Source organism: Azospirillum mesophilum (assembly GCF_053470405.2).
This window is the reverse complement of the sequence record NZ_JBPXMQ020000001.1, coordinates 26,501-49,972: the sequence shown is the minus strand read 5'-3', so window position 1 is coordinate 49,972 and position 23,472 is coordinate 26,501. Positions and strand designations below refer to the sequence as shown.

22 protein-coding genes are annotated in these 23,472 nt (G+C 69.6%); 7 read left to right on the top strand and 15 right to left on the bottom strand.

Going from position 1 to position 23,472, the window contains the following annotated elements; genetic code table 11:
- Nucleotides 1–63 precede the first annotated feature (63 nt).
- Nucleotides 64–312, top strand: a complete 249-nt coding sequence (locus tag ACSVC7_RS00260) for a hypothetical protein (protein WP_448204390.1) — start codon at nt 64–66, stop codon at nt 310–312.
- A 142-nt stretch (nt 313–454) separates the two neighbouring features.
- On the opposite strand, the gene purH is transcribed toward ACSVC7_RS00260, so the two are convergent.
- From purH to htpX, 7 genes are all read right to left on the bottom strand, one after another.
- A complete protein-coding gene (gene purH, locus ACSVC7_RS00255) occupies nt 455–2,059 on the bottom strand; it encodes a bifunctional phosphoribosylaminoimidazolecarboxamide formyltransferase/IMP cyclohydrolase (protein ID WP_448204389.1) in 1,605 nt (534 codons plus the stop codon).
- Nucleotides 2,060–2,432: 373 nt separating this feature from the next.
- Complete coding sequence (locus ACSVC7_RS00250; RefSeq protein ID WP_448204388.1) at nt 2,433–4,091, bottom strand: heparinase II/III family protein; 1,659 nt, start codon at nt 4,089–4,091, stop codon at nt 2,433–2,435.
- Nucleotides 4,092–4,215: 124 nt separating this feature from the next.
- Nucleotides 4,216–5,514 carry a 16S rRNA (cytosine(967)-C(5))-methyltransferase RsmB gene (rsmB, locus tag ACSVC7_RS00245; protein WP_448204387.1) on the bottom strand — a complete coding sequence of 433 codons (1,299 nt, stop codon included), beginning with the start codon at nt 5,512–5,514 and terminating at the stop codon, nt 4,216–4,218.
- A 264-nt stretch (nt 5,515–5,778) separates the two neighbouring features.
- Nucleotides 5,779–6,507 (bottom strand): hypothetical protein, encoded by a 729-nt coding sequence (locus ACSVC7_RS00240; protein WP_448204386.1) that lies wholly within the window; start codon nt 6,505–6,507, stop codon nt 5,779–5,781.
- Nucleotides 6,504–7,370 carry a hypothetical protein gene (locus tag ACSVC7_RS00235; protein WP_448204385.1) on the bottom strand — a complete coding sequence of 289 codons (867 nt, stop codon included), beginning with the start codon at nt 7,368–7,370 and terminating at the stop codon, nt 6,504–6,506. Before ACSVC7_RS00235 ends, ACSVC7_RS00240 begins: the two co-directional genes overlap by 4 nt.
- 269 nt (nt 7,371–7,639) lie before the next feature.
- Nucleotides 7,640–8,572, bottom strand: coding sequence for a DHH family phosphoesterase (locus tag ACSVC7_RS00230; protein ID WP_448204384.1), 933 nt, complete (start codon nt 8,570–8,572; stop codon nt 7,640–7,642).
- Nucleotides 8,573–8,672: 100 nt separating this feature from the next.
- On the bottom strand, nt 8,673–9,563 hold the full coding sequence (gene htpX / locus ACSVC7_RS00225; protein WP_448204383.1) for a zinc metalloprotease HtpX: 891 nt from the start codon (nt 9,561–9,563) through the stop codon (nt 8,673–8,675).
- Nucleotides 9,564–9,716: 153 nt separating this feature from the next.
- Here htpX and ACSVC7_RS00220 point away from each other — a divergent pair, with 153 nt between their 5' ends.
- On the top strand, nt 9,717–9,920 hold the full coding sequence (locus tag ACSVC7_RS00220; protein ID WP_448204382.1) for a DUF1674 domain-containing protein: 204 nt from the start codon (nt 9,717–9,719) through the stop codon (nt 9,918–9,920).
- 192 nt (nt 9,921–10,112) lie between these two features.
- A complete protein-coding gene (locus ACSVC7_RS00215; protein ID WP_448204381.1) occupies nt 10,113–10,574 on the top strand; it encodes a thermonuclease family protein in 462 nt (153 codons plus the stop codon).
- A gap of 9 nt (nt 10,575–10,583) precedes the next feature.
- Here ACSVC7_RS00215 and ACSVC7_RS00210 read toward each other — a convergent pair whose 3' ends face one another.
- Entirely contained in the window at nt 10,584–11,420 is an 837-nt protein-coding gene (locus ACSVC7_RS00210) for an MBL fold metallo-hydrolase (RefSeq protein WP_448204380.1), read from the bottom strand.
- A 132-nt stretch (nt 11,421–11,552) separates the two neighbouring features.
- Nucleotides 11,553–13,493 carry an acetate--CoA ligase gene (gene acs, locus ACSVC7_RS00205; protein ID WP_448204379.1) on the bottom strand — a complete coding sequence of 647 codons (1,941 nt, stop codon included), beginning with the start codon at nt 13,491–13,493 and terminating at the stop codon, nt 11,553–11,555.
- Between the two features lie 366 nt (nt 13,494–13,859).
- On the opposite strand from acs, the gene ACSVC7_RS00200 reads away from it, so the two are divergent.
- Nucleotides 13,860–14,102, top strand: a complete 243-nt coding sequence (locus ACSVC7_RS00200; RefSeq protein ID WP_448204378.1) for a methyl-accepting chemotaxis protein — start codon at nt 13,860–13,862, stop codon at nt 14,100–14,102.
- A 12-nt stretch (nt 14,103–14,114) separates the two neighbouring features.
- Here the strand turns inward: ACSVC7_RS00200 and ACSVC7_RS00195 are convergent, their stop codons facing one another.
- From ACSVC7_RS00195 to ACSVC7_RS00185, 3 genes are all read right to left on the bottom strand, one after another.
- On the bottom strand, nt 14,115–14,528 hold the full coding sequence (locus tag ACSVC7_RS00195) for an EVE domain-containing protein (RefSeq protein WP_448204377.1): 414 nt from the start codon (nt 14,526–14,528) through the stop codon (nt 14,115–14,117).
- Between the two features lie 17 nt (nt 14,529–14,545).
- Nucleotides 14,546–14,830 carry a YciI family protein gene (locus tag ACSVC7_RS00190; RefSeq protein ID WP_448204376.1) on the bottom strand — a complete coding sequence of 95 codons (285 nt, stop codon included), beginning with the start codon at nt 14,828–14,830 and terminating at the stop codon, nt 14,546–14,548.
- 98 nt (nt 14,831–14,928) lie between these two features.
- A complete protein-coding gene (locus tag ACSVC7_RS00185; protein ID WP_448204375.1) occupies nt 14,929–15,489 on the bottom strand; it encodes a tautomerase family protein in 561 nt (186 codons plus the stop codon).
- Between the two features lie 34 nt (nt 15,490–15,523).
- On the opposite strand from ACSVC7_RS00185, the gene ACSVC7_RS00180 reads away from it, so the two are divergent.
- On the top strand, nt 15,524–16,495 hold the full coding sequence (locus ACSVC7_RS00180; protein WP_448204374.1) for a GlxA family transcriptional regulator: 972 nt from the start codon (nt 15,524–15,526) through the stop codon (nt 16,493–16,495).
- A gap of 269 nt (nt 16,496–16,764) precedes the next feature.
- Here ACSVC7_RS00180 and ACSVC7_RS00175 read toward each other — a convergent pair whose 3' ends face one another.
- Both ACSVC7_RS00175 and tsaD read right to left on the bottom strand, forming a co-directional pair.
- Entirely contained in the window at nt 16,765–17,772 is a 1,008-nt protein-coding gene (locus ACSVC7_RS00175) for an NAD(P)H-dependent glycerol-3-phosphate dehydrogenase (RefSeq protein ID WP_448204525.1), read from the bottom strand.
- A gap of 92 nt (nt 17,773–17,864) precedes the next feature.
- Entirely contained in the window at nt 17,865–18,950 is a 1,086-nt protein-coding gene (gene tsaD, locus ACSVC7_RS00170) for a tRNA (adenosine(37)-N6)-threonylcarbamoyltransferase complex transferase subunit TsaD (protein WP_448204373.1), read from the bottom strand.
- A 68-nt stretch (nt 18,951–19,018) separates the two neighbouring features.
- On the opposite strand from tsaD, the gene ACSVC7_RS00165 reads away from it, so the two are divergent.
- Nucleotides 19,019–19,864 carry a class I SAM-dependent methyltransferase gene (locus ACSVC7_RS00165; protein ID WP_448204372.1) on the top strand — a complete coding sequence of 282 codons (846 nt, stop codon included), beginning with the start codon at nt 19,019–19,021 and terminating at the stop codon, nt 19,862–19,864.
- A 37-nt stretch (nt 19,865–19,901) separates the two neighbouring features.
- On the opposite strand, the gene ACSVC7_RS00160 is transcribed toward ACSVC7_RS00165, so the two are convergent.
- On the bottom strand, nt 19,902–21,200 hold the full coding sequence (locus tag ACSVC7_RS00160; protein WP_448204371.1) for a methyl-accepting chemotaxis protein: 1,299 nt from the start codon (nt 21,198–21,200) through the stop codon (nt 19,902–19,904).
- 260 nt (nt 21,201–21,460) lie between these two features.
- Here ACSVC7_RS00160 and ACSVC7_RS00155 point away from each other — a divergent pair, with 260 nt between their 5' ends.
- Entirely contained in the window at nt 21,461–23,278 is a 1,818-nt protein-coding gene (locus ACSVC7_RS00155) for an ABC transporter ATP-binding protein (protein WP_448204370.1), read from the top strand.
- Nucleotides 23,279–23,472: the final 194 nt, after the last annotated feature.

Genomic DNA, 23,472 nt, shown 5'->3' with positions numbered 1-23,472 from the left:
GAACCTGCGACCTTCCCTTTTGCTGCGCTGCACAATAATGTCGGCGCGGAGGGTGGAACGGACATGCTGCACATCAAGGACATCGAGGCCTTCGCGCACATCAACGAGGCGCTGGCCCGCGACCCCGTCAAGACCCGCGAGGAGTCCGACGGCTCCCGCCATCATCCGGCGGTGCATCCGGCGCTGCTGGTGGCCATGGCCGCGACCGGCCGCCTGAAACCCGGCGAGGACGGCAATGGGGAGCCCGGGGAGCGCCACCACCCGGCGAGCCTTGCCGGCATGATGGCGCGGATGTTCATGGGGCGGCGGTAGAGGGCAGAGGCGCGTTGCCCCCTCCCCGACCCTCCCCCGCTTCGCGGGAGAGGGAGTTTAGGGGAAAGCGGCGGCAGTCCCCTCCCCTGCGAAGCGGGGGAGGGTTAGGGAGGGGGCAATGCGCTCCCCCTCCCCTTCGCGCTCAGTGCCGGAAGTGCCGCATCCCGGTGAGGACCATCGCCAGCCCCTTCTCATCCGCAGCGGCGATGACCTCGTTGTCGCGGATCGAGCCGCCGGGCTGGATCACGGCGGTCACCCCCGCCTCGGCAGCGGCCAGAAGACCGTCCGCGAAGGGGAAGAAGGCGTCCGACGCGACGACCGAGCCCTTGGTCAGCGGCTCAGACAGGCCGGCGGCCTTGGCGGCCTCGCCCGACTTGATGGCGGCGATGCGCGCGCTGTCCACGCGGCTCATCTGACCGGCGCCCACGCCGACCGTAGCACCATTCTTGGCGTAGACGATGGCGTTCGACTTCACATGCTTGGCGACGCGGAAGGCGAACAGCAGATCGGCCAGTTCCTGCTCCGTCGGGGCGCGCTTGGTGACGACCTTCAGCTCCGCCGGATTCACGCGGCCGTTGTCGCGGTTCTGGAGGAGGAAGCCGCCCGCCAGATGCTTGATCATCATGCCCGGCTCGGCCGGGTTCGGCACGTCCTTGGTCAGCAGGACGCGCAGGTTCTTCTTGGTGGCGAGCAGCGCGCGGGCCGCGTCGTCGGCGTCCGGAGCGATCACCACCTCGGCGAACAGCTTGGAGATCTCCTCCGCCGTGGCGGCGTCCAGCGAGCGGTTGACGGCGATGATGCCGCCGAAGGCGCTGACCGGGTCGCACAGCAGTGCGGCCTTGTACGCGTCCAGCAGATTGGCGCCCTGGGCCACGCCGCAGGGGTTGGCGTGCTTGATGATGGCGACGGCCGGCTGCTCGAACTCGGCGACCAGCTCGAAGGCGGCGTCGGTGTCGTTCAGGTTGTTGTAGGACAGCTCCTTGCCCTGAAGCTGGATGGCCGTCGCCACGCCCGGACGCTGCTCGCCCGTCACGTAGAAGGCCGCCTGCTGGTGCGGGTTCTCGCCGTAGCGGAGCGTCTGGCTGAGCTTGCCCGACAGCGTGGTGCGCGGCGGGAAGGTCTCGCCCAGCTGGCCGGCCAGCCAGGTGGAGATGGCAGCGTCGTACGCGGCCGTACGCGCGTACGCGCGCTGGGCAAGCGTACGGCGCAGCTTCAGCGTGACGGCGCCGTCGTGGGTCGCCAGCTCGTCCAGGACCGCCTCATAGTCTTCCGGGTCGGTGACCACGGTGACGAAGTCGTGGTTCTTGGCGGCGGCGCGGATCATCGCCGGCCCGCCGATGTCGATGTTCTCCACGCAGTCGTCGTAGTTCGCACCCTTCGCGACCGTCGCCTCGAACGGGTACAGGTTCACGACCACCAGATCGATCGGCGGGATGTCGTGGGTCTTCATGGCGTCCGCGTGGATGTCGCGGCGGGCCAGGATGCCGCCGTGCACGCGCGGGTGCAGCGTCTTCACGCGGCCGTCCATGATCTCCGGGAAGCCGGTGTGATCGGAGACCTCCTTGACGGGCACGCCGGCCTCGGCCAGACGCTGCGCCGAACCGCCGGTGGACAGGATCTCCACACCCTTGGCCGCCAGCGCCTGACCCAGCGCGACGAGGCCCGTCTTGTCGGACACGGAGATCAGCGCGCGCGTGATGCGGACGAGATCGGGGGCGGGCGAATGGGCGGTCTTCGGCGGGCTCATCGGGGCATCCTGGTCTGACATTGAACCGTTCGCGGCGAACGGCGAAAGACGGAGGATAAGCCAAAACGCCTCCGCTTCGCCGTCCCTGCGAAGGCGCATCGGCGCTGACTTCCGTCGGCGGCCCCGTTCACGACCGAAAACCACCTTTTCCCGACGTCATCCCCGCGAAGGCGGGGATCCAGAAAACTCCGCGCATCGGTGCTGCGACGGCCTGGATTCCCGCCTTCGCGGGAATGACGATGAAAGGAGGTCGGTGCCTCGGTTAGCCGTTCAACTCCAAAAGTCAGCGCCCATGCGCCTTCGCGGGATGACGAAGCGGGGGAAAACGTTCAAAGACTTTCCCTATGGCCCGGTCGCCGCGGATGCGCGCGATTTACGCCCCCTTGCGCTCGCGGCGCAAGGCCCATTTCACGGTGATGCCCTCAGGACCGCTATGCCCGGAGATGGCGATCTGGGTCGTGCGGCGCGGCTCGTCGCCGTTGCCCAGATAGATGCTTTCCTCCAGCTCCACATGGCCGCCCGTGGCGCGCAGGCGCCAGCCGGCCCCACTGTGCAGGCGCAGCAGCACCTGGCTGCCGCCCTGGATCAGCGACGCCTGCACCGACGGGTGCAGGTGGAAGCGGATGGTGAAGGGCTGCCCGTCCGGCGTGGAGCCGATGACCGGCTCCAGCGTGTCCTCGCCGCGCAGATCCTCGCCGTTCTCGGCCAGATAGACGCGCCGGCGGTGCAGGAAGCCGAAGTTGCGGCTGTAGCCGTTGTGCGTGGCGACGACCAGAACGGCGCCGTCCGATTCCTGCCGCTCGCACCCGACGTGCGAGGGCCGGCGGCCGAGCCCGCCCCCGTCCAGCACTTCCGAGGAGTTGGTTTCGGCCATCACCACGGTGGAATGGGCGGCCGTGCCGGCCAGCGCCGCGCGCCAGGGGCCGGTCTTCACCGGGTGGGCGCCGCAGTTGACGATCAGCCGCTCCTTCCCGACGGAGACCTCCATCGACAGGGTGCCGGCGTGGGCGGTGGCGTCCAGGCCGCTGACCGGCGGCACGCCGCTGTCCAGCAGGACCATGGTGCGGCCGGCGATCAGCCGTTCGAACCCGGTGTGCGGCGCGCTCTTCAGCGGGCGGCCGCGGGCGTCGGCCTGGGCCAGCACCGTGTCGACCAGCGCCGTGTCCTCCTCCCGCCCGCCGTTGAACAGGGCGAGGCCGCCGTCGCCGTGCCGGAAGAAGCGCAGGGCCGGCGTCATGCGGTCGATGGCGTGCTGCAACGCCTCCGGAATGTCCACGCGGGCGGCGCGCAGCACGGCACGCACGTCGATCAGGTCGCGCAGCACGCGCAGCTGCACGGACGGGCAGCGCTCCACATGGCCGCCGTCGGGCAGGATCTGGCGCGGCAGCTCCCGCTCCAGCAGGCGCAGGGCGTCGATGCCCGTGCGTTCGTTCTCCGGCAGGCAGAAGCCGCCGTAGACGAGGCCCTTCACGGCGGTGACCAGCGCCTTGCCGTCCAGCGCGCCGGGCACGACGCGGGTCAGGTGGCGGACCTGCCGGGCGAGGCTGTCGAAGATGCGGGCGCGGAACTCGTCGTCGGCCGACGCGCAATAGAAATCGTGCAGGCCGATCCAGGTGGCGATGCGCGCGCCCAGCACCTCCGGCGCCCAGGTCTGCGCGTTCCACTTGCCGTTATGGTCCAGCCAGGACAGCACCAGCGCGCGGGCGCGCCGACGGGCCGCGTCGCCGCCGACCGCGCGCAGGTCGCGCATCCACTCGAACCCGTGCAGCGCGTCCAGCCAGGCGGGGTTGCCGGCCCGCCAGCTCGGCACGCCCTGCGGGTCGATGGCGACCGCCTGCCCGGCCAGCCGGACCATGCCGGCCAGCAGGGCGGAGCCTTCGGTGGCGTCGCCCGGCCAGGGGTCCGGCGGCACGATGGCGAGCGCGGTCGGCGACCGGCCGCCGAGCGTCAGCTTGTAGATCGGGTTGCCGAAGGCGATCTGGGCAACGCCCTCCCGCAGCCGGCCCATTTTTCCGCGCGCGCTGCCGCTCATCGGCTCACCCCGCCTTGCGTTGGGGAAAGCCGAGCGACACGACGGTTCGGGGGGTCGGGCGATCGGGGAGGTGCATCCTTGTGTGGTATCAAATTCGCCTCGACCGCCGCAAGCCGGTGGTAATCTATTCGGGCAACCGTCTCAGCCTTGCCACAAAGAACCCGTCGATGCCGCCGAGCTCCCCGAGCATGCCGGGCAGGGACCGTACCTCACCGCGCTCGTTGATCAATTCGGCCATTCCGCCAAGCTCGCCCGGCTCGATGGGCAGCCGCTCCACGCGGGGGTCGCGGGTCAGGATGCGGTCGATCTGCGCCTCGCCCTCCTCCGGCTGGATGGAGCAGGTGCAGTAGATCAGCGTCCCGCCGGGCTTCACCAGATCGACGGCGTGGGCCAGCAGGCGGTTCTGCGCCTTGGCCAGCTTGGCGATGTCCTCCGGCGTCTTGACGCGCAGGATGTCCGGGTGCCGGCGGATCGCCCCGGTGGCGGAGCAGGGCGCGTCCAGCAGCACGGCGTCGGCAGGCTGGTCCGGCTGCCACGTCGCCACGTCGGCGGCCAGGATCTCGGCGGCGGAAAGGTTCAGGCGCGCAAGGTTCTCCCGCACCCGCTCCAGCCGCTTGGCGGAGCGGTCCACCGCGACCACCTCGGCCCCTTGGGCGAGAAGCTGCGCTGTTTTGCCGCCGGGGGCGGCGCACAGGTCATAGACGCGCTTGCCCGCCAGATCGCCGAACAGCTTGGCTGGCAGCGAGGCGGCAAGATCCTGCACCCACCACGCGCCCTCGGCGAAGCCCGGCAGGTCGGTGATGGCGCCGGCGGTGGCGCGGCGCAGCGTGCCGGTGGGCAGCGGCGTGGCCTCCAGCCGCTCCGCCCAGGCGGCCGGGTCCTGCTTGACGGTGAGGTCCAGCGGGGCCTCGTGCAGGTGGGCCTCCACGATGCCGCGGGTGCGGGCGATGCCGTAGGCGTGCCGCCACGACAGCCACAGCCAGTCCGGCGTGTTCAGGCGCCCGGCGTCCTGCTTGGCGACCAGCTCCGCGCCTTCGCGCCCGATGCGGCGCAGCACGGCGTTGATCAGGCCCTTGTAGGGCTCCGCCCCGCGCGCGGCGGCCAGCGCCACCGCCGTGTCCACGGCGGCGTGCGCCGGCGTGCCGAGGAAGACGAGCTGCGCCGCCCCCAGCCGCAGGATGTCGTGCACGGCGGCCTTGGGCAGGCCCGGCTTGGCGAGGCTGCCCTGGATCAGCTCGTCGATCTGGCCCAGGCGGCGCAGCACCGTAGCGACCAGCATGCGGACGAAGCCACGGTCGCGCGGTTCGAGGCCCCGCAGGTCCGGGTGCGCGTCGAACGCGTCGTCGAAGGGGATGGACTTGCGCAGGACATCGCGCAGAAGGTCGAGCGCGGCGGAGCGCGCGGCGAGAGTAGCGTCGGACATACCGCTGGATTTAGCGCGCCGGACGGCGGGTGTCGAGTGATACGGGCGACAGGCTGTTCAGGGCGCCGACATAAGCCCCTCGCCCGCCTCCGGCGGGAGAGGGAGGGGCCCGCGCCGAAGGTGCGGGAGGGTGAGGGCAAGGTTTTCCCGAAAATCCAGACTAGGCAAGCGCAGGATTCTCGATGAAACCTTGCCCTCACCCTTCCCATGGCTGCGCCATGGGCCCCTTCCCTCTCCCAGCGGGGCTGGGCGAGGGAGGGTAGGTCAGCGCCTCGCCACCCATGCGTCGTAGGTGGGATGCGGGCCGACGTCCTCGACGAACAGGCAGGGCGCCCCTTTTGCCTCGCCGCGCCGCAGGATGAAGCGGTTCGCGTTGCCGGCGCTCATGGCCCAGAGGACGCCGCCGTGCCCCTCCATCGGGTGCAGGGCGAGTTCCGCGGGCGTCGGGTCCTCGTCGCCCAGCCGCTTCAGGCGGCGGTCGGCCCGCACGCGGTCCTCCACCGGCAGGTTGCGCGCGGCCCGGGCGTCGTAGCGGTCGCTCTTCACATAGCGCGTGACGCTGCCGTGGATCGGGCTGGACGGCACGCCGGGGTCGGCCAGCGCGCGCAGGGCCATCAGCGCCCAGCGCGCGTCGCGGCAGGCGGCGAGTGCGTGCCGGTGCACCACGCGCGCGTGCTCCCCCAGCGCGTGGAATCGGGGCATCAGGTCGCGCTTGCGGAAGGCGACCTCCATCATGAAACGCTCGATGGCCTTGTCCGCCTCGGCGGCGCCGGCCGGGATGGTCCGGCTTTCCCAGGCCAGCAGCGACTCGATGCGCCGGTCGTGGGCCGCGGCCTCCACCGGCTGCCCGGCCTCCGCGCGCAACTGGACCAGCGCCGCCTCGGCGCGCCGTTCCGCCTCCTCGATGCAGCGGAGCACATCCGCACGGTCGGCGGCGGGCGGCAGGGCCAGCCAAGCCGGGCTGAACAGGGAAATGGGCTGGGGCGGGGTCACAGCGTCTCGTCGAAGGCGGCCTGAAGCGTCCGGCTCATCGGTTGCCGGCGGACCATCTCATACGCCGCCTCCCCGTCCGTGCGCCAGCGGTCGCTGCGGACGTAGTCCTCGCAGCCGTCCAGGAAGTCCGCGTCGCGGTCGAAGACGAGCGCGGATTCCAGGTAGCCGTCGGGATCCTCCGCCGCGTCGGACAGGCAGCGCAGGCGGTTGTTCGACAGGTAGACGACGCGCTGCGGGCTGACGTGCGTGGAGTGGTTGATGTTCAGGTTGGCCTTCGCCATGCCGATGAGCGAGTTGCGCACGAGGCTGGCCGGCGATTCCTGAGCGCCCGTCAGCGCCCGAACCGCCAGCCCGCGCGCGGCGAGCCCCTGGAGCAGCCGTTCGCGCCGGGGCCGCCCCTGCACGTCGCCGAAGAAGAACAGGTCGATGGGCCGCTCCGCGCAGAGCCGCACATCCTCCGCCTTTTCGTGGAAGCCGTATTTCGTGTAGACCGCCCGCCCGCCGAGCGCCCGGTAGGGCTCCACATCCTGGTGGAACAGGCAGAGGATGCAGCGGGCCTCGCGCACGAAGCGCAGGAAGTCCGCGCTGTCCCCCGCCGGCTCGTCCTGGCGGTGGTGGGCGTAGCCCTCGAACGTCTCGATGCCGATGAAGCCGTAGGGAACGCGCCGCTCGGCGATGAACGCCAGCAACTCGCGGGAGCGGAAGGCCATCGGCGGCAGGAACAGGTTCAGCGCCGCCGGCTCCACGCCGTTGGCCGACACCTGCACCGTATGGCCCAGGTCCACCAGCGCGTGGTGGAACAGCGCGATGGTGTTGGCGTACATGTTGAACTGCTGGCCGACCAGCGACAGGTTGATGTGCACGGGCGTCCCTCCCCCCCGTCGCATGAAACACACCCCGGCGCCGGGGAATTCCCTCTCCCCTCCGGGGAGAGGGTTAGGGTGAGGGGGTTGCGCTTTTGCCGAACGCTGCGCCACGCGCAACCCCCTCACCGGCCCTCCGGGCCACCCTCTCCCCGCTTTCGGCGGACCAAAGGTCCGCCTGTCGCGTCAGCGCAAACTTCGTTTGCGCGTGAGCAGAGGGGAGAGGGCTGAACGCGCCAAATGCGATTGTCCTGGGCTGCGGGGCCGGTTCAGCCGTCCGCGCGCATGCGGGCGACGATCTCCTCCAACACCTGATCGGCCTTGTCGTTGTCCACCTGGCAGGTGCCGGCGGCCTGATGCCCGCCGCCGCCGTACTGGAGCATCAGCGGGCCGATGTCGGTCTTGGAGCTGCGGTTGATGATCGACTTGCCGCAGGCCAGCACGGTGTTCTGCTGCTTCAGGCCCCAGAGGACGTGGATCGACACGTTGGCCTCCGGATACATGGCGTAGATCATGAAGCGGTTGCCGGCGTAGATGATCTCCTCCTTGCGCAGGTCGATCACCACCACGTTGCCGCGGATGGTGCTGCACCGGGCGAGCTGGTCGGAGAATTTCGGCTCATGCTCGAAATACAGATCCACGCGCTCCTTCACGTCGGGGAGTTCGAGGATCTCGGCGATGCTGTGGTTCCGGCAATAGTCGATCAGCTCCATCATCAGCTGATAGTTGGAAATCCGGAAGTCGCGGAAGCGGCCGAGCCCCGTACGGGCGTCCATGATGAAGTTCAGCAGGGTCCAGCCCTGCGGCTTCAGGATGTCCTTGATGGTGTACTGGGCGGAGTCGGCCTGATCGACGGCCTCCATCATCTCCTCGGAGATGCCGGGGAAGCGCTCCTTCCCGCCGTAGTAGTTGTAGACGACGCGCGCGGCCGAGGGGGCGTCGGCCTCGATGATGTGGTTGTCCTGCTTGCCGACGCGGATCGTCTCCGACAGGTGGTGGTCGAAGGCCAGATGGACGCCGGGGACGTAGGGCAGGTTGGTGGTGATGTCGCGGCTGGAGATCTCCACCTTGCCGTCCTGCATGTCCTTCGGATGCACGAACTTGATCTCGTCCAGGATGCCCAGCTCCTTCAGGAGCACGGCGCAGACCAGCCCGTCGAAATCGGACCGGGTGACGAGACGGTACTTCGTGACCTCGGACATGCTATCCCCCTGACTGCCGCGCGAACTGACTGGCCCTCGAATTTGGGCAGCGGGAAGGTAGTCCGACACCCTGCGAATCGCAATCCTTATCGGGCTTCGCTCAGCCCCATGGCCCGCGCGAGGCGACCGAAGCGCCAGCCATCTCGCGCAGCCGGCGAACCCGCTCCGCCATGTCCGGGTGGGTGGAGAACAGGCTGTCGACGCCGCGCCCGTGCAGCGGGTTGGCGATGAACAGGTGGGCCGTCGCCGGGTTGGCCTCCGCCTGCATGTTGGGGATCTGGTGGGCGTAATTGTGGATGTTGGTCAGCGCGTCGGCCAGCCATAGCGGACGGCCGCAGATCTCCGCGCCGATGCGGTCGGCCTCGTACTCGCGGGTGCGGCTGATGGCCATCTGCACGACCATGGCGGCGACGGGCGCGAGGATGGCGATGAGGATGCCGCCGATCATGCCCAGCGGGCTGCCGCCCTGCCCCTCCTCCTCGCTGGAAGACGACCCGCCGAAGAACATGCCGAAGTTGGCGATCATGGAGATGGCGCCGGCGATGGTCGCGGTGATCGTCATGATCAGCGTGTCGCGGTTCTTCACATGGGCCAGTTCGTGCGCCATCACGCCGGCGATCTCCTCCGGGGACAGCATGCGCAGCAGGCCGGTGGTGGCGGCGACCGCCGCGTGCTCCGGGTCGCGGCCGGTGGCGAAGGCGTTGGGCTGCTCGCTTTCGATGATGAAGACGCGCGGCATGGGCAGGCCGGCCCGCTCTGACAGGCGCTGGACGATGCCGTGGAACTCGGGCGCGGTGTAGCCGTCCACCTCCCGCGCGCCGTACATGGACAGCACCATGTCACCGGAGTTCCAGTAGCTGAACAGGTTCATGCCGAGCGCCATCAGGAAGGCGATCATCATGCCGCCCTTGCCGCCGAGCAGATAGCCGATACCCATGAACAGGGCCGTCAGGCCGGCAAGAAGGACGGTGGTCTTCACATAGCTGGTCATGGTCGGGCTGATCCGGTCGTCTGGGCCTGGGAGTGGATACGCACCTTCGGGGTACGCCGGCGGGACTTCCCGCGACGCATCGGGGGTGATATGGGCTTGTGGGAAGGCTCCGTTCAAGATGGTTTCCCACCGCACCCACCCCATATGACGGCCATGACCGACAAGACCCTCCCCCCGGACGAAGACGACGTGAAATCCGCCGAGCCCCTTTCCCCCGCCGCCGACCCGGCGCAGGAGGACGGCGAAGCGACCATCAAAGGACCCGAGCAGAAGCCCGGCGAGATCGGCGGCCCCAAAGGGCCTGAGCCGACCCGCTATGGCGATTGGGAGTTCAAGGGCCGTTGCTCCGACTTCTAATCAGCACACAATAGGATGTATTCCCTGCATCTCATGATTTATGGCATGAATACATATGGATGCAGGATACAATCCCTAAGTCGTGCTTGATATGTTCCTATTCGCGCGGTAATCTCGCGGTGTCACCGGGCCACAGGCCCACCGCGAGAGGGACCGCGCATGCACGCCGATCCACGAGGGACCCGCATCCCTTTGGCCCGCTTCCCTGTGGTGGGCCTTCTGTTCGGTGCCGCCTTGGCCGGACTCGCGGAACCGTCCGCCGCCGCGCCGCCCCTGCTTCCCGGCCCGATCCCGGCGGAGGTGCTGGAGGTGGTGGACGGCGACACCCTCACCGTGCGCGCCACCATCTGGCTGGGTCAGGTGGTGGAGACCAACGTGCGGGTGGACGGGATCGACGCGCCGGAGATGCGCGCCCGCTGCCCCCGCGAAAAGGAACTGGCGGAGGCCGCCCGCGACATGGCGCGCAAGCTGATCGGTCCCAGCCTGATCAGCCTGATGGACGTCCAGCCGGACAAGTACGGCGGCCGCGTGCGCGCCCGCGTCCTGACCGCGGGCGGCGCCGACCTGTCGGACTCCATGATCAAGGCCGGCCTCGCCCGCCCCTACCACGGCGAACACCGCCAGCCCTGGTGCGACGGGGCGGGGGTGGGGTAACACCCGCCGTCACCGGCAGCGGTCCAGTTCCACCTTGTCGTGGGAGCAGACGACCCGCACTTCCCCGCCATGCACGCGCACCAGCCCGCGCAGGCGGTCCTGATTGGACAGGCGGGCGACGCGGTCGACCTGCATCATGCGCTGATAGGCGCTCATGCCCGGCGGGCAGTGGGGGTGGTTCACGTCCATCTCGCCGTGGTGGAAATAGGCGTCGCCGGCCAGCAGAAACCAGCCGCCCTCCCCCCGCCGTCCGTTCCCCTGCACCGCCACCCCGCAATGGCCCCAGGTGTGGCCGATCAGCGGCACCATCAGGATTTCCGGCGGCATGCCCTTCAGGTCGCGCACCGCCTCGAAGCCGTACCAGGGCTCGCCGCCCGGTTCGTAGGCCTGCCAGTTCACCGCCTCGTCCCACTGGGCCGGGCGGTAGCGCTGCGAGGCGATGAAACCTTCCCGCTGCGCCCGCGCCGCCTCCAGCTCGCGGCCATAGACATGCACCGTGGCGTTGGGGAAATCCTCGATCCCGCCGGCGTGGTCGAAGTCGAGGTGTGTCACAACGATGTGTCGCACATCGGAGGCCTGGAAGCCCAGCCGCTCCACCGCCCGCAGGGCCGTGTCCTCCTCGCGCAGCTGGATGCGGTTCAGGCGGAGGAAGATGGGGCTGAGCCGCGGTCGCGGCTGGCGCACGTCGCGCAACCCGAAGCCCGTGTCCACCAGCACGAGCCCCTGCTCGGTCTCGACCAGCAGGCAATGGCAGACAAGATGCGCGGTCAAACCGGCGCTGTACCCGTCGAACAGGCGCCCGCCGACCGGGCACATGGTGCCGCAATTCAGGTGATGGATCCGCATCGCCGCCGCTCCCGGGGGGTCGGCGACACAACAGGACCGCAACACGGCCGTTCCAACACAACATCGGGGCCAAAACGAAACCGGGGGCCGTGAAGGCCCCCGGTCCGCAACACAAGCGATGAACGCCGCCGATCAGGCGTTGTTCATGCGGTTCTCGATCAGGTCGGTGACGACCGTCGGATCCGCGAGCGTCGAGGTGTCGCCCAGGGCGTCGTGCTCGTTCGCGGCGATCTTGCGCAGGATGCGGCGCATGATCTTGCCCGAACGGGTCTTCGGCAGGCCCGGAGCCCACTGGATCAGGTCGGGCGAGGCGATCGGGCCGATTTCCTTGCGGACCCAGTTCACCAGCTCCTTGCGCAGCTCTTCCGACGGCACTTCGCCGGCGTTGAGCGTGACGTAGGCGTAGATGCCCTGGCCCTTCAGGTCGTGCGGATAGCCCACGACGGCGGCCTCGGCCACCTTCGGGTGGGCGACCAGCGCGCTTTCGACCTCGGCCGTGCCCATGCGGTGGCCGGACACGTTGATCACGTCGTCCACGCGGCCGGTGATCCAGTAGTAGCCGTCGGCGTCGCGGCGGCAGCCGTCACCGGTGAAGTAGTAGCCGGTGAAGGTCGAGAAGTAGGTCTGGACGAAGCGCTCGTGGTCGCCGAACACCGTGCGCATCTGGCCCGGCCAGCTGTCGGCGATGCACAGGTTGCCTTCGGTCTCGCCTTCCAGCTCCTTGCCGTCGTTGTCCACGACGACCGGCTTCACGCCGAAGAAGGGCTTGGTCGCCGAACCCGGCTTCTGGCCGATGGCGCCCGGCAGCGGGGTGATCAGGATGCCGCCGGTCTCGGTCTGCCACCAGGTGTCGACGATCGGGCAGCGGCCGTCGCCCACCACGTTGTAGTACCAGAGCCACGCCTCGGGGTTGATGGGCTCGCCCACCGAACCGAGGATGCGCAAGGACGCGCGGGAGGTCTTCTTCACCGGACCCTCACCCTCGCGCATCAGCGAGCGGATGGCGGTCGGGGCGGTGTAGAAGATGTTGACCTTGTGCTTGTCGACCACCTGCCAGAAGCGGGAGACGTCCGGATAGGTCGGGACGCCTTCGAACATCAGCGTGGTGGCGCCGTTGGCGAGCGGGCCGTAGACGATGTAGCTGTGGCCGGTGACCCAGCCCACGTCGGCCGTGCACCAGTAGACGTCGCCGTCCTTGTAGTCGAAGACGTACTGGTGCGTCATCGACGCGTAGACCAGATAGCCGCCGGTGGTGTGCAGCACGCCCTTCGGCTTGCCGGTCGAGCCCGAGGTGTAGAGGATGAACAGCGGGTCTTCCGCGCTCATCTCCTCCGGCGGGCAGTCGGCGGAAACCGTCTCCATCTCCTCGTGGTACCAGAGGTCGCGGCCCTCGGTCCAGGCGACGTCGCCGCCGGTGTGCTTGACGACCAGCACGTTCTTGACGCTCGGCGCGCCGGACACGGCCTTGTCGCAGTTGGCCTTCAGCGGAACCTTGCGGCCGCCGCGCAGACCCTCGTCCGAGGTGATGATGAAGTGGCTGTCGCAGTCGACGATGCGGTCCTTCAGGCTGTCCGGCGAGAAGCCGCCGAACACGATGGAATGGATCGCACCGACGCGCGCGCAGGCCAGCATCGCGTAGGCGGCCTCGGGGATCATCGGCAGGTAGATGGTGACGCGGTCGCCCTTCTTGACGCCGTTCTTCTTCAGAACGTTGGCGAGGCGGCAGACCTTCTCGTGCAGTTCCTTGTAGGTGATGTTCTTGGAAACCGACGGGTCGTCGCCCTCGAAGATGATGGCGGTCTGGTCGCCGCGCGTGGCCAGATGGCGGTCGACGCAGTTGGCCGAAACGTTCAGCGTGCCGTCATAGAACCAGCGGATGTGCACGTCGCCGGTGTAGCTGACGTCCTTCACCTTGCTGTAGGGCTTGATCCAGTCGACGCGCTTGCCGTGCTCGCCCCAGAAAGCCTCCGGATCCTTGATCGACTGCTCGTACATGCGGGCGTAGGCCGCCTCGTCGACATGGGCGGTCTTGGCGATTTCCGGCTTAACAGGAAAAAATGAATTGTCGGACATTGGCTCGCGATTCCCCCGTAGTGCTTCTGGTTGCGCCCTGTAAGGGCTTTGAGGTTGGCTTCAGGCCACCCCGTGTTGAGGGGCATTATCCACACAAGTCCCCGTCTCCACAAGCAGAACGGCCGTTTGTGCACCCATCCGAAGGGCTTTGCGCACCCTACTTTGGTGCGATGCAGCGACCGGTTCTTTAACTGGGGGAATGGAGGGACGTACGCCTACCAGCGACTATTTGTCGCACATGCTGGGCGCATGGCACGGATGCAAAGGGGCACGCCCACGGGCGCTTAACCGCGCCTTAACCAGAACATTCTAGGGTACCGGCCATCCGCCGGACGAACAGCGGCGGGACACAATGGGGCGAGCGACATGGCCAGCACCACCAACGCGGACGGCACGTCCGGCGGCACTGATCTCGCCGGCCATCTGACCCGGATCTGCGACCGCACCAACCTGATGGTGCTCGACGCCACGCTGAACGCGCTTCCGAAGGACGGCGCCCTCCAGCCCGGCGGCTTCGCCGACGCGGCGGCGGAGGTGCGGGCGCTGGCCCGCCGCATGCTTCAGACCACCCAGGACTTCCAGGCGACCATCTGCGAAGCGGCGGAATAAGCGCCCGCGTTTTTAAGCCTCGATGCCCGCCAGGGCGCAGACGTGCGCCCATTCCTCGTCGGTCACCGGGCAGACCGACAGGCGCGACTGGCGCACCAGCGCCATGCCCTGGAGCAGCGGGTCGGTCTTCATCGTCTTCAACGTGACGGGCGTCTTTACGGGCATCAGCGCCCGCACGTCCACCATGCCGAAGCGGCCCGCCGGATCGCTCGGGTCCGGGTAGTATTCCCGCACGATCTCGACCACGCCGACCACCTCCAGTCCTTCGTTGGAATGGTAGAAGAAGGCGCGGTCGCCGATCTTCATGGCCTTCAGGTTGTTCGAGGCCTGATGGTTGCGCACGCCGTCCCAGTGGGTGGTGCCGTCGGCGACCATGCGGTCCCACGAGTACTTGAAGGGCTCCGACTTCAGAAGCCAGCGGGCCATCGCCGTCCGCTCCCCGCTCAGGCCTTCGGGTAGACCCGGCGCCAGGCCCGGATCTCGACGTTCTGGAACAGGCCGGCCTTGGCGTAGGGGTCGTTGGCGGCGAACTCCTTCGCGGCGGCCTCGTCGGCGCACTCCACGATCAGCAGGCTGCCGACCATGCCCTGTCCGTCGTCGGACAGCAGAGGGCCGGCCACGAAGATGCGGTCGGCGTTCGATTCCAGATAGGCCAGATGGGCGGCGCGGTTGTCCGCGCGGACCTGGGCGGCGCCGGCCTTGTCGGTGCAATGGAACATGTAGAGCATGTTGGGGATCCTCCCGTTTCGCGGGGTCGGAGCCTAGCGCAGCGGCGCGCCGCAGGAAAGCCGCAGCGATGTTCGGGGAAGCGACGCGCCGCCCTCCCTCACACGGCCGCGGCGGGCTGCGCGAGGTGCCGGAGGTGCGCGTAGCCCGCCGCCCGCGCGCAGTCGGCCAGACGCCAGACGTTTCCGTTCGCGCCCCAATGCCCGTCCGCCACCTCGGCCATGACGACCGAGGTCATCACCGGACGCGGGTCGGCCTCCGGCTTGGCGGCGCACACCGCCTCGTGCACCATCCGGACCGCGACGGCGCGCGCCGCATCGTCCAGGACGCCCGCCGGGCTGTTGAAGACGACCATCACCGGGATGACGCGGCCCAGCGGATCATGGCCGCCCGCGAAGAAGCATCCGGCCTTCACCTCCTCGACCACCACCCAGGCCAGGAATTCCTGGCGCGGGTCGTCGCCGATGCGCTCCGCCGCCTTCGCCGCGGCGGTGATGCCCCGGGCCAGGGCGGCGCGGTGCTCCGCGTCGAACACGCCTTCCGGCACCTTCACGATGATGTTCGGCATGCGCGTCACTCCTCTGCGGTCGATGTTGCGGTGGTTGCTGTTGCGCGGATTGTCCGGCAGGGCCATCATCGCCGCCAGTGTCGTATTCGACATTCTTCAGGGATTTTTCGCCAATGATCGTCCCCCTATGATTACGGTGGAGCTTCTGGTGCTGTCGGGCGCCATGCCGTCGAGCGTCGCCATCACCGTCGACGTGCTGGCGACGGCCAACCGGCTGCGCGCGGCGGCCGGACGAAAGCCCGCCTTCACGATCGGCGTCTCCGGTTCCGGCGCAGCCATGGCGCGGGACTGGTGGGGCGGGGTTTTGGCGGCGGAAATCGCCAAGGCGGACGTGGTCGTCATGCCCGCGTTGGGATTGGCGACCGAAGCCGAATGCGCGGACCGTCTTCCCCGTCCCGACGCCGTGGAAGCGCAGCGGGCGTTGCTCCAAGCGCTGGAGCGCGGCGCGCTCGTCGCGACCTCCTGTTCGGGCGGATTCCTGTTTGCCGAGGCCGGGCTGCTCGCGAACCGACGCGCGACCACATCCTGGTGGCTGGCGCCGCTGTTCCGGCGTCGGTATCCGGCCGTTCAGCTCGACACCGACGCGCTCGTCGTGACGGACGGCCCGGTGATGACGGCCGGGGCGGCCATGGCGCAGATGGACCTGATGCTGGCCCTCGTGTCGCGTTTCGCCGACGCTGCCCTGGCCGACGCCTGCGCGCGCTACCTGCTGCTCGACCAGCGCCGCAGCCAGACGCGCTACATGGCCCTGGGCTTCCTGTCGGCGTCGGATCCGCAGGTCGCCAAAGCCGAACGCTGGGCGCGCGACCGGCTGGAGGAGGGTTTCTCCGTCGAGGATCTCGCCGCCGCCGCCGGGCTGTCCCCGCGCACCTTCGCGCGCCGGGTCGAGCGCGCCACCGGCCTGTCGCCGGTGCGCTTCCTGCAAAGGCTGCGCGTCGAACGCGCGGTCGAACTGATCGAAACGACGAAGCTGCCGGTGGAGGAAATCGCCCTCCGCGTTGGCTACGCCGAGCCCTCAACCCTTCGGCGGCTGCTGCGCCGCGACGGAGGCGAAAACCCGCGCCGCCTGCGCGCCACCGCGGCGAAGACAGAGTCGTGACGACCTCACCGGTACAGCCACCAGAAGGGCAGCCGCGCCGGTGGCGGCCGGGTTCCGGAGGAAGGCTCGCGCTCAGGCGCCCGGTCGTTTAACGGACTCCCCTCCCCGAACCGTGCCGCCCAGGCTCCGCGCGTCCAGCAGGGCGGCGGCGCGGAGTGCCAGCAGGGCGAGGGGATGCGGCGGGGGGAACATGGCACGGCCTCCGGTCGGGGAACGCGCGAAGCGTTGCACAACCCATCCGCATCTGCAACTGTTCCGCCCTGCGGCGTTCAGTCGCCCTCGCCCCGGAAGGGACGGGCCAGCAGGCCGGCGATGGTGTCGTCCAGTCCGGCGCCCCGGTTGAGGATGGCGTCCACCGCCGTGCAGATCGGCATGTCCACGCCCTTCCGGCGGGCCAGCCCGACCACCGCGGCGGCGGTGTAGACGCCCTCCGCGACGGAGCGGCGCTCCCCCAGCACCTCCTGGAGGGTGCGCCCCTGGCCCAGCGCGGCGCCCAGCGACATGTTGCGCGATTGCAGGCTGGAGCAGGTCAGCGTCAGGTCGCCCAGCCCCGACAGGCCCATCAGCGTCTCCGCCCGGCCGCCGAGCGCCAGGGCAAGGCGGGTCATCTCCGCCAGCCCGCGCGTGATCAGCGCCGCCCGCGCGTTGTCGCCCAGCTTGCGCCCCTCCACCACGCCGCAGGCGATGGCCAGCACGTTCTTCACCGCCCCGCCGATCTGGGACCCGACCACATCGTCCGACAGGTAGGGGCGGAAGGTGCGGCTGCCCAGCGCCTCTACCAGCCCCGCGCCGATGACTGCGTCGGCGCAGGCCAGCGTCACCGCCGTCGGCAGCCCGCGCGCCACCTCCGCCGCAAAGGTCGGGCCGGACAGGATGGCGAGCGGCGTGCCCGGCGGCAGGGCGGAACCCGCCGCCTCGCTCATCAGGGCGAAGCTGTCCAGTTCGATTCCCTTGGCGCAGATGACCACTGGCACGCCGGGGCGCAGATGGGATGCCAACGAACCGCAGGCGGTCCGCAGATGCTGCGCCGGGGTGACCAGCAGCACGGCGTCGCAGGCCGCCGCCTCCGCCAGATCGCCGGTCGCCCGCAGATCCGGCGGCAGGGGCACGCCGGGCAGGAAGTCGCGGTTCTCGTGCGCGCCGTTGATGGACTGGACCACCGACGGCTCCCGCGCCCACAGCAGCGCCTCGCGCCCCGCGCGCAGGGCCGCCAGCGCCAGCGCCGTGCCCCAGGCCCCGCCGCCGATCACGCCGATGCGCTGGCCGATGCGCTGGATGTTCGCCGCTGCCGCCATGGTGCCACCCTCGCCTTGCCCGAATGTTCGTGCGCCTGTTTAGGACGGCACGCGGGAGCGTCGCAACCGCCGCGTTACGCCTTCACGCCCGACCCCACGCCCGCCTTGCCGATCGCCGGCTTGGCGGTGGGGTCGAGCGGCCAGCGCGGGCGCGGGGCGAAGTTCAGCGGGTCGGTCTGGCCAAGGCGCAGCCGCTCGATTCCCGCCCAGGCGATCATCGCGGCGTTGTCGGTGCACAGCCGCAGCGGCGGCGCCACGAAGGGCATGCGCTCCTTGTCGGCCAGCGTCTGCAGGCGGGCGCGCAACGTCTTGTTGGCGGCCACGCCGCCGGCCACCACCAGGGCGCCGCCCTGCGGGTGCGCCTCCTTGAACAGGCGGATGGCGCGGGCGCAGCGGTCGGCCATCACCTCCGCCACCGTGGCCTGGAAGGCGGCGGCGAGATCGGCCTGATCGGCGGCGGAGAGCGGCTTGCCCAATTCCTTTAGCTGTTCCTCCACATGCCGCCGCACGGCGGTCTTCAGGCCGGAGAAGGAGAAGTCGCAGCCGGGACGCCCGACCATCGGGCGCGGCAGGTCGAAGCGGCCGGGGTTGGTGGCTTGCGCCGCCGCCTTCTCCACCAGCGGCCCGCCGGGGTAGCCGAGGCCCAGCAGCTTGGCCGTCTTGTCGAAGGCCTCCCCCACCGCGTCGTCGATGGTGGTGCCCAGGCGCCGGAACTTGCCCACCCCCTCCACCACCAGAAGCTGGCAATGCCCGCCGGACACCAGCAGCAGCAGGTAGGGAAAAGGCACGTCGTCGGTCAGCCGCGCGGTCAGGGCGTGGCCTTCCAGATGGTTCACCGCGACGAAGGGCAGCTTGCGCGCGGCGGCGATGGCCTTGGCGGTCATCACGCCGACGATCACCCCGCCGATCAGCCCCGGTCCGCCGGTCGCCGCCACCGCGTCGATGTCGCCCAGGCCCAGCCCGGCCTCGTCCAGAGCGCGGCGAATCAGCCCATCCAAATGTTCCAGATGGGCGCGCGCGGCGATTTCCGGCACAACGCCACCATAGGGCGTGTGGTCGTCCAGCTGCGAGAGCACCACGTCGGCGCGGATCTCCCGCGCGTCGGTGACGATGGCCGCCGCCGTCTCGTCGCAGCTCGTTTCGATTCCAAGAACGATCATGATGGCCGCCAAACTAGCCGTCTCCGGCGCTCCGGTATAGGGTTTTGGACCATGAAAGGCCTTGGCACATGAACAGGGACGTCCCCGACACCGACGCCAGCATCCACTATTACGACGGCGACTACCCCTCGCTGGAGATCGGGGAGGCGCGCGCCGAGGACGCCGCGACGCTGGCCCGCATCGGCATGCTGGGCGACGTGGCCTTTTACCGGGAACAGGCGGAACAGGCGGGCGGCCCGGTGCTGGAGATCGGCTGCGGTACTGGCCGGCTGACCATCCCGCTGGCCCGCGCCGGGCATGAGGTGTGGGCGGTGGACGTCTCCGCCGCCATGCTGGACCAGCTGCGCGCCAAGCTGGCGGCCGAACCGCCGGAGGTGCAGACCCGCGTCCACATCGTTCAGCAGGACGCCACGGCGCTCGACCTGCCGGAGCGCGGCTTTGCCCTCGTGGCGATCCCCTTCAACATGCTGATGCTGATCCCCGATCTGGCGGCGGAGCGGCAGGCGCTGGCCCGCGCGGCGGCGCATCTGGCGCCGGGGGGACGGCTGGCGCTGGACATCATGAACCCGCTGACCCTGTCGCTGGAGGCCGAGACGAAACCGTCCCCCTCCATGCCCCGGCGCAACCCGCGCACGGGCAACCGCTACATCAAGAACGCGCTCGCCGACCGGCTGGACGACCACCAGCGCCAGCGCCTGCACGGCTGGTACGACGAGCTTCTGCCCGACGGAAAGATCGCGGTCAGCGAGTTTTCCTTCATCTGGCGCATGATCTTCCGCTTCGAACTGGAACTTATGCTGGAAGGCGCCGGCTTCGCCATCGACAGCCTGTCGGGCGATTTCGAAGGCGCCCCCTGGACCGTGGACAGCCGCCGCATGGTGGTGTCGGCACAGCGGACGCCTCCGGGCGCATGACGCGCGGACTGTGACGCGCGCCTGGCGCCGGGGCGGGTCAGCCCACCCGGCGGACGGCGGCGCGCAGGTCCTTCTCCAGCCCCGTCAGGCGCGCCAGCCCGCGGCTGACCTCGTCCAGGTCGCGGCGCAGCGTGTCGGTCAGGCGCAGGTCGCGGGCCACGCCCGACACCGTCCCGGCGAGCGAGCCGCCCAGCCGGTCAAGCTCACCCAGCAGGCGCCGCTCATGGCCGGCAAGGTCCTGCTGGCCGGCGCTGAGGTCCTGGAGACGGTCGGCCAGGGCGGTGAGGAGCTGGTGTTCCGCCTCCACCTTCTGCTGCGCGTCCTGCCCGGCGAGCTGCTGGGCGATGGCCTGCTGCATGCGGTCGATGCCCTTCTGGATGACCTGGATCGCCTCGTTGGACTGGCGGGCCAGATCGCGCACCTCGTTCGCCACCACGCGGAAACCGTGGCCGTACTCCCCGGCGCGCGTCGCCTCGATGGCGGCGTTCAGCGCCAGCATGTTGGTGGCGGACATGATGCGCGTGATGGCGCTGACCGACTCCTCCAGCGCGCGGGACTCGGCGACGATCTGCTCGAACCGGGTCAGGTCGGAACCAGCCTCGGCGCGGCGGCGGTCCAGATGCTCCTGAAGGTTCGCCAGCAGCGCCTGATTGTCCGACAGGCGATGGTGCGCGTTGTCGTGGCGGCCGGCGACCTCCTGCCCGCTGTCGCGGATGAAGCCCACCACCTCCGCCACGCTGGCTTCGACACCGGCAAGCCGGTCGCGCAGGGCGGCGGTTTCCCGCTCCGCCTGCTCCAGCGCGGCGCGCAGGCGGGCGTTGGCCTGCTCCACCGCCGCCGGCACCTCGGCGATGGCGCGCTCCGCCTCGGCCGGCAGGCCCTGGGGCCGCTGGGCGAAGGACAGCCGCGCCGTGCACAGGGCGCCGAAATCGTCGAGCGGCCCGGCCACCCCGTTCTCGCGCAGCAGGCGGCGCCAGCTCTCGGAATCCCGGTGCAGGGTGGCGAAGAGGCGGTTGGCCTCCTCGGTCGTCAGGGTCTCCCCGTCGAAGGTCAGGTGCTCGTGCGGGATGAAGTTGAACAGGCTGGACACCATGGTCCGCCGCGTCTCCAGCACCCAGTACTGGACGACCATCACCGCCATGATCGTGACGATCATGCCCAGCGCCGCCGCCGGCCCCTCCGGCACGCCGAAGCGGTGGAGCGTCGCGTTCCAGAGCGGGTTCAGCGTCACCACCACGATGAACACCGGCAGGCCGATGACCAGCAGCAGCAACGCCTGCGCCTTCAAGAATCCTTTGCTGAGCATCGCGCCGTCACCGCCCTGTTCAGTGGTCATGTCGAATCCCTGCGCAATCCCGAGGACGCATCCGCCCACCACGTTCGCGCACTGTAAAACCCCAATCAGGAAAAGGTAAAGAGATCATTGCGCTCAGCCCGGCCCGCGTACAAAAGCGTGCAACTTTTGTATTAGTGTTCGCGTCGGTTCCGGGAAATGACACAGATGTTCCTGAATCGAGGTAAATTTCAATTAACCATCGCGCCCCTACCGTCGCCCGCCCAATCACGCACTCCTTCACTCGGGCAAAAGGGCATCCCATGGAATCCGCGACAAGGAAATCGGCGGCCGGCCGGGGCCTCGCCGCCGGGCTCAAGGGTCTTTACGGCACCTTCTGGCGCCACACCGCCGGATCACGCGGCCTTCTGGCCACCTTCCTGACCCTGTTGCTGCTGGCGCAGATCGTGCGCCTCGCCATCCCCTACCTGTTCGGGGAGGCGGTGAACGCCTTGCAGGCTACAGGTACGCAGGATCTGGAAACGGCCGGCTGGTACATGGCGGTGATGATGGGGGCCGCCGTGCTGGCCTGGGCGATGCATGGCCCCGGCCGGGTGATCGAGCGTTTCGTGGCGCTGCATGTGCGCGGACGCTTTTCCGACGCGCTCTACGCGAAGCTCGTCGCGCTGCCGCTGGTCTGGCACGACCGCAACCATTCCGGCGAGACGATCCAGCGCATGACTAAGGCCACGGCGGCGCTGTTCGGCTTCTCGCAACACCAGTTCATCTACCTCCAGAACCTCGTCAGCCTGATCGGCCCCATCGCCGCGCTGTTCGTCGTGTCCGCCATGACCGGGGCGGCGGCGCTGCTGGGCTACGGGGTCCTGGCGCTGCTGCTGGTCCGCTTCGACGCCGCCATGGTCCGCCTGCTGGGCGAGGAGAACCGGCGCGAGCGTCACCACGCCGCCGGCCTGTCGGATTTCGTCGGCAACATCTCCACCGTGCTGACGCTGCGCCTCCAGGCCGCGACCCGCCGCCTGCTTGGCGAGCGGCTGGACAGCCTGTTCGAGCCGATCCGCCACCACATCGTGGTGAACGAGGCCAAATGGTGCGCGGTGGACCTGCTGAACAACGCGCTGCGCTGTGGGCTGGTCGTGCTCTACGCGTGGCTGGCGTGGCGGCAGGGCGGGGTCGTGCCGCTGGGCACGGCTGTGATGGTGCACCAGTACGCGCAGCAGATCGGCACCGTGGTCGGCTCCATGGCGACGCACTGGCAGGATCTCGTCCGCCATCAGGCCGACGTGGCCGGGGCCGAGGCGATCCTGACCGCCGAGCCGCGCGCCGGGGCCGCCGCGACCGTGCCGGACGGTTGGCAAAGCATCCGCGTGGAGGGCCTAAGCTTCCGCCATGCCGAGCGCCCCGGCGAACGGCGCCCCCGCCCGGCGCTGGACGGCGTGTCGCTGGACCTGACGCGTGGCCGGCGCATCGCGGTGATCGGGGAGAGCGGGTCGGGCAAGAGCACCCTGCTGCGCGTGCTGGCCGGGCTCTACACCGCCGACGCGGTGTCCCTGGCGGTGGACGGCACCACGCGGCCGGACCTGCGCGACCTGTCGTCGATCACCACCCTGATCCCGCAGGAGCCGCAGATCTTCGACAGCAGCATCCGCCAAAACATCACCATGGGCATCGGCTACCCGGCGGGCGAGGTGGTGCGGGCCTGCCGCCTCGCCCAGCTCGGCCCCGTGCTGGAGACGCTGCCCGCCGGGCTCGACACCGCGATCAACGAGGGCGGCGTGAACCTGTCCGGCGGCCAGCGCCAGCGTCTGGCGCTCGCCCGCGGCATCCTGGCGGCACACGGCTCCAGCCTCGTCATGCTGGACGAGCCGACCAGCAGCGTCGACCCGGCCACCGAGCTGCGCGTCTACGACGCCCTTCTGGCCGAATTCGGCGACGCCTGCCTGGTCTCCGCCATCCACCGCCTGCACCTGCTGCCGCGTTTCGACACGGTGGTGCTGATGGACGCCGGCCGGGTGGTGGACAGCGGCACCATGGACGAGCTTCTGGCGCGCCAGCCGCTGTTCCAGGCGATGTGGCGCAACTACCACGGCGCCACGCACGGCGCCACGGCAAGCGCGGCGTGATGAGTGGCCCCGCTCCCCTCGGTGGGCTACAGCATGTACGGGTCTCGCGTGCGGTAAGTGGCTGATCTAAAATCAAAAGCCCCTCTCCCTTGAGGGGAGAGGGGTTGGGGAGAGGGTGGCGCCGGCCGAAGGCTGGCCGGTCTTTTCCCGCTCTTCGAGCGGTAACGACCCCTCATCCCAACCCTTCTCCCCCA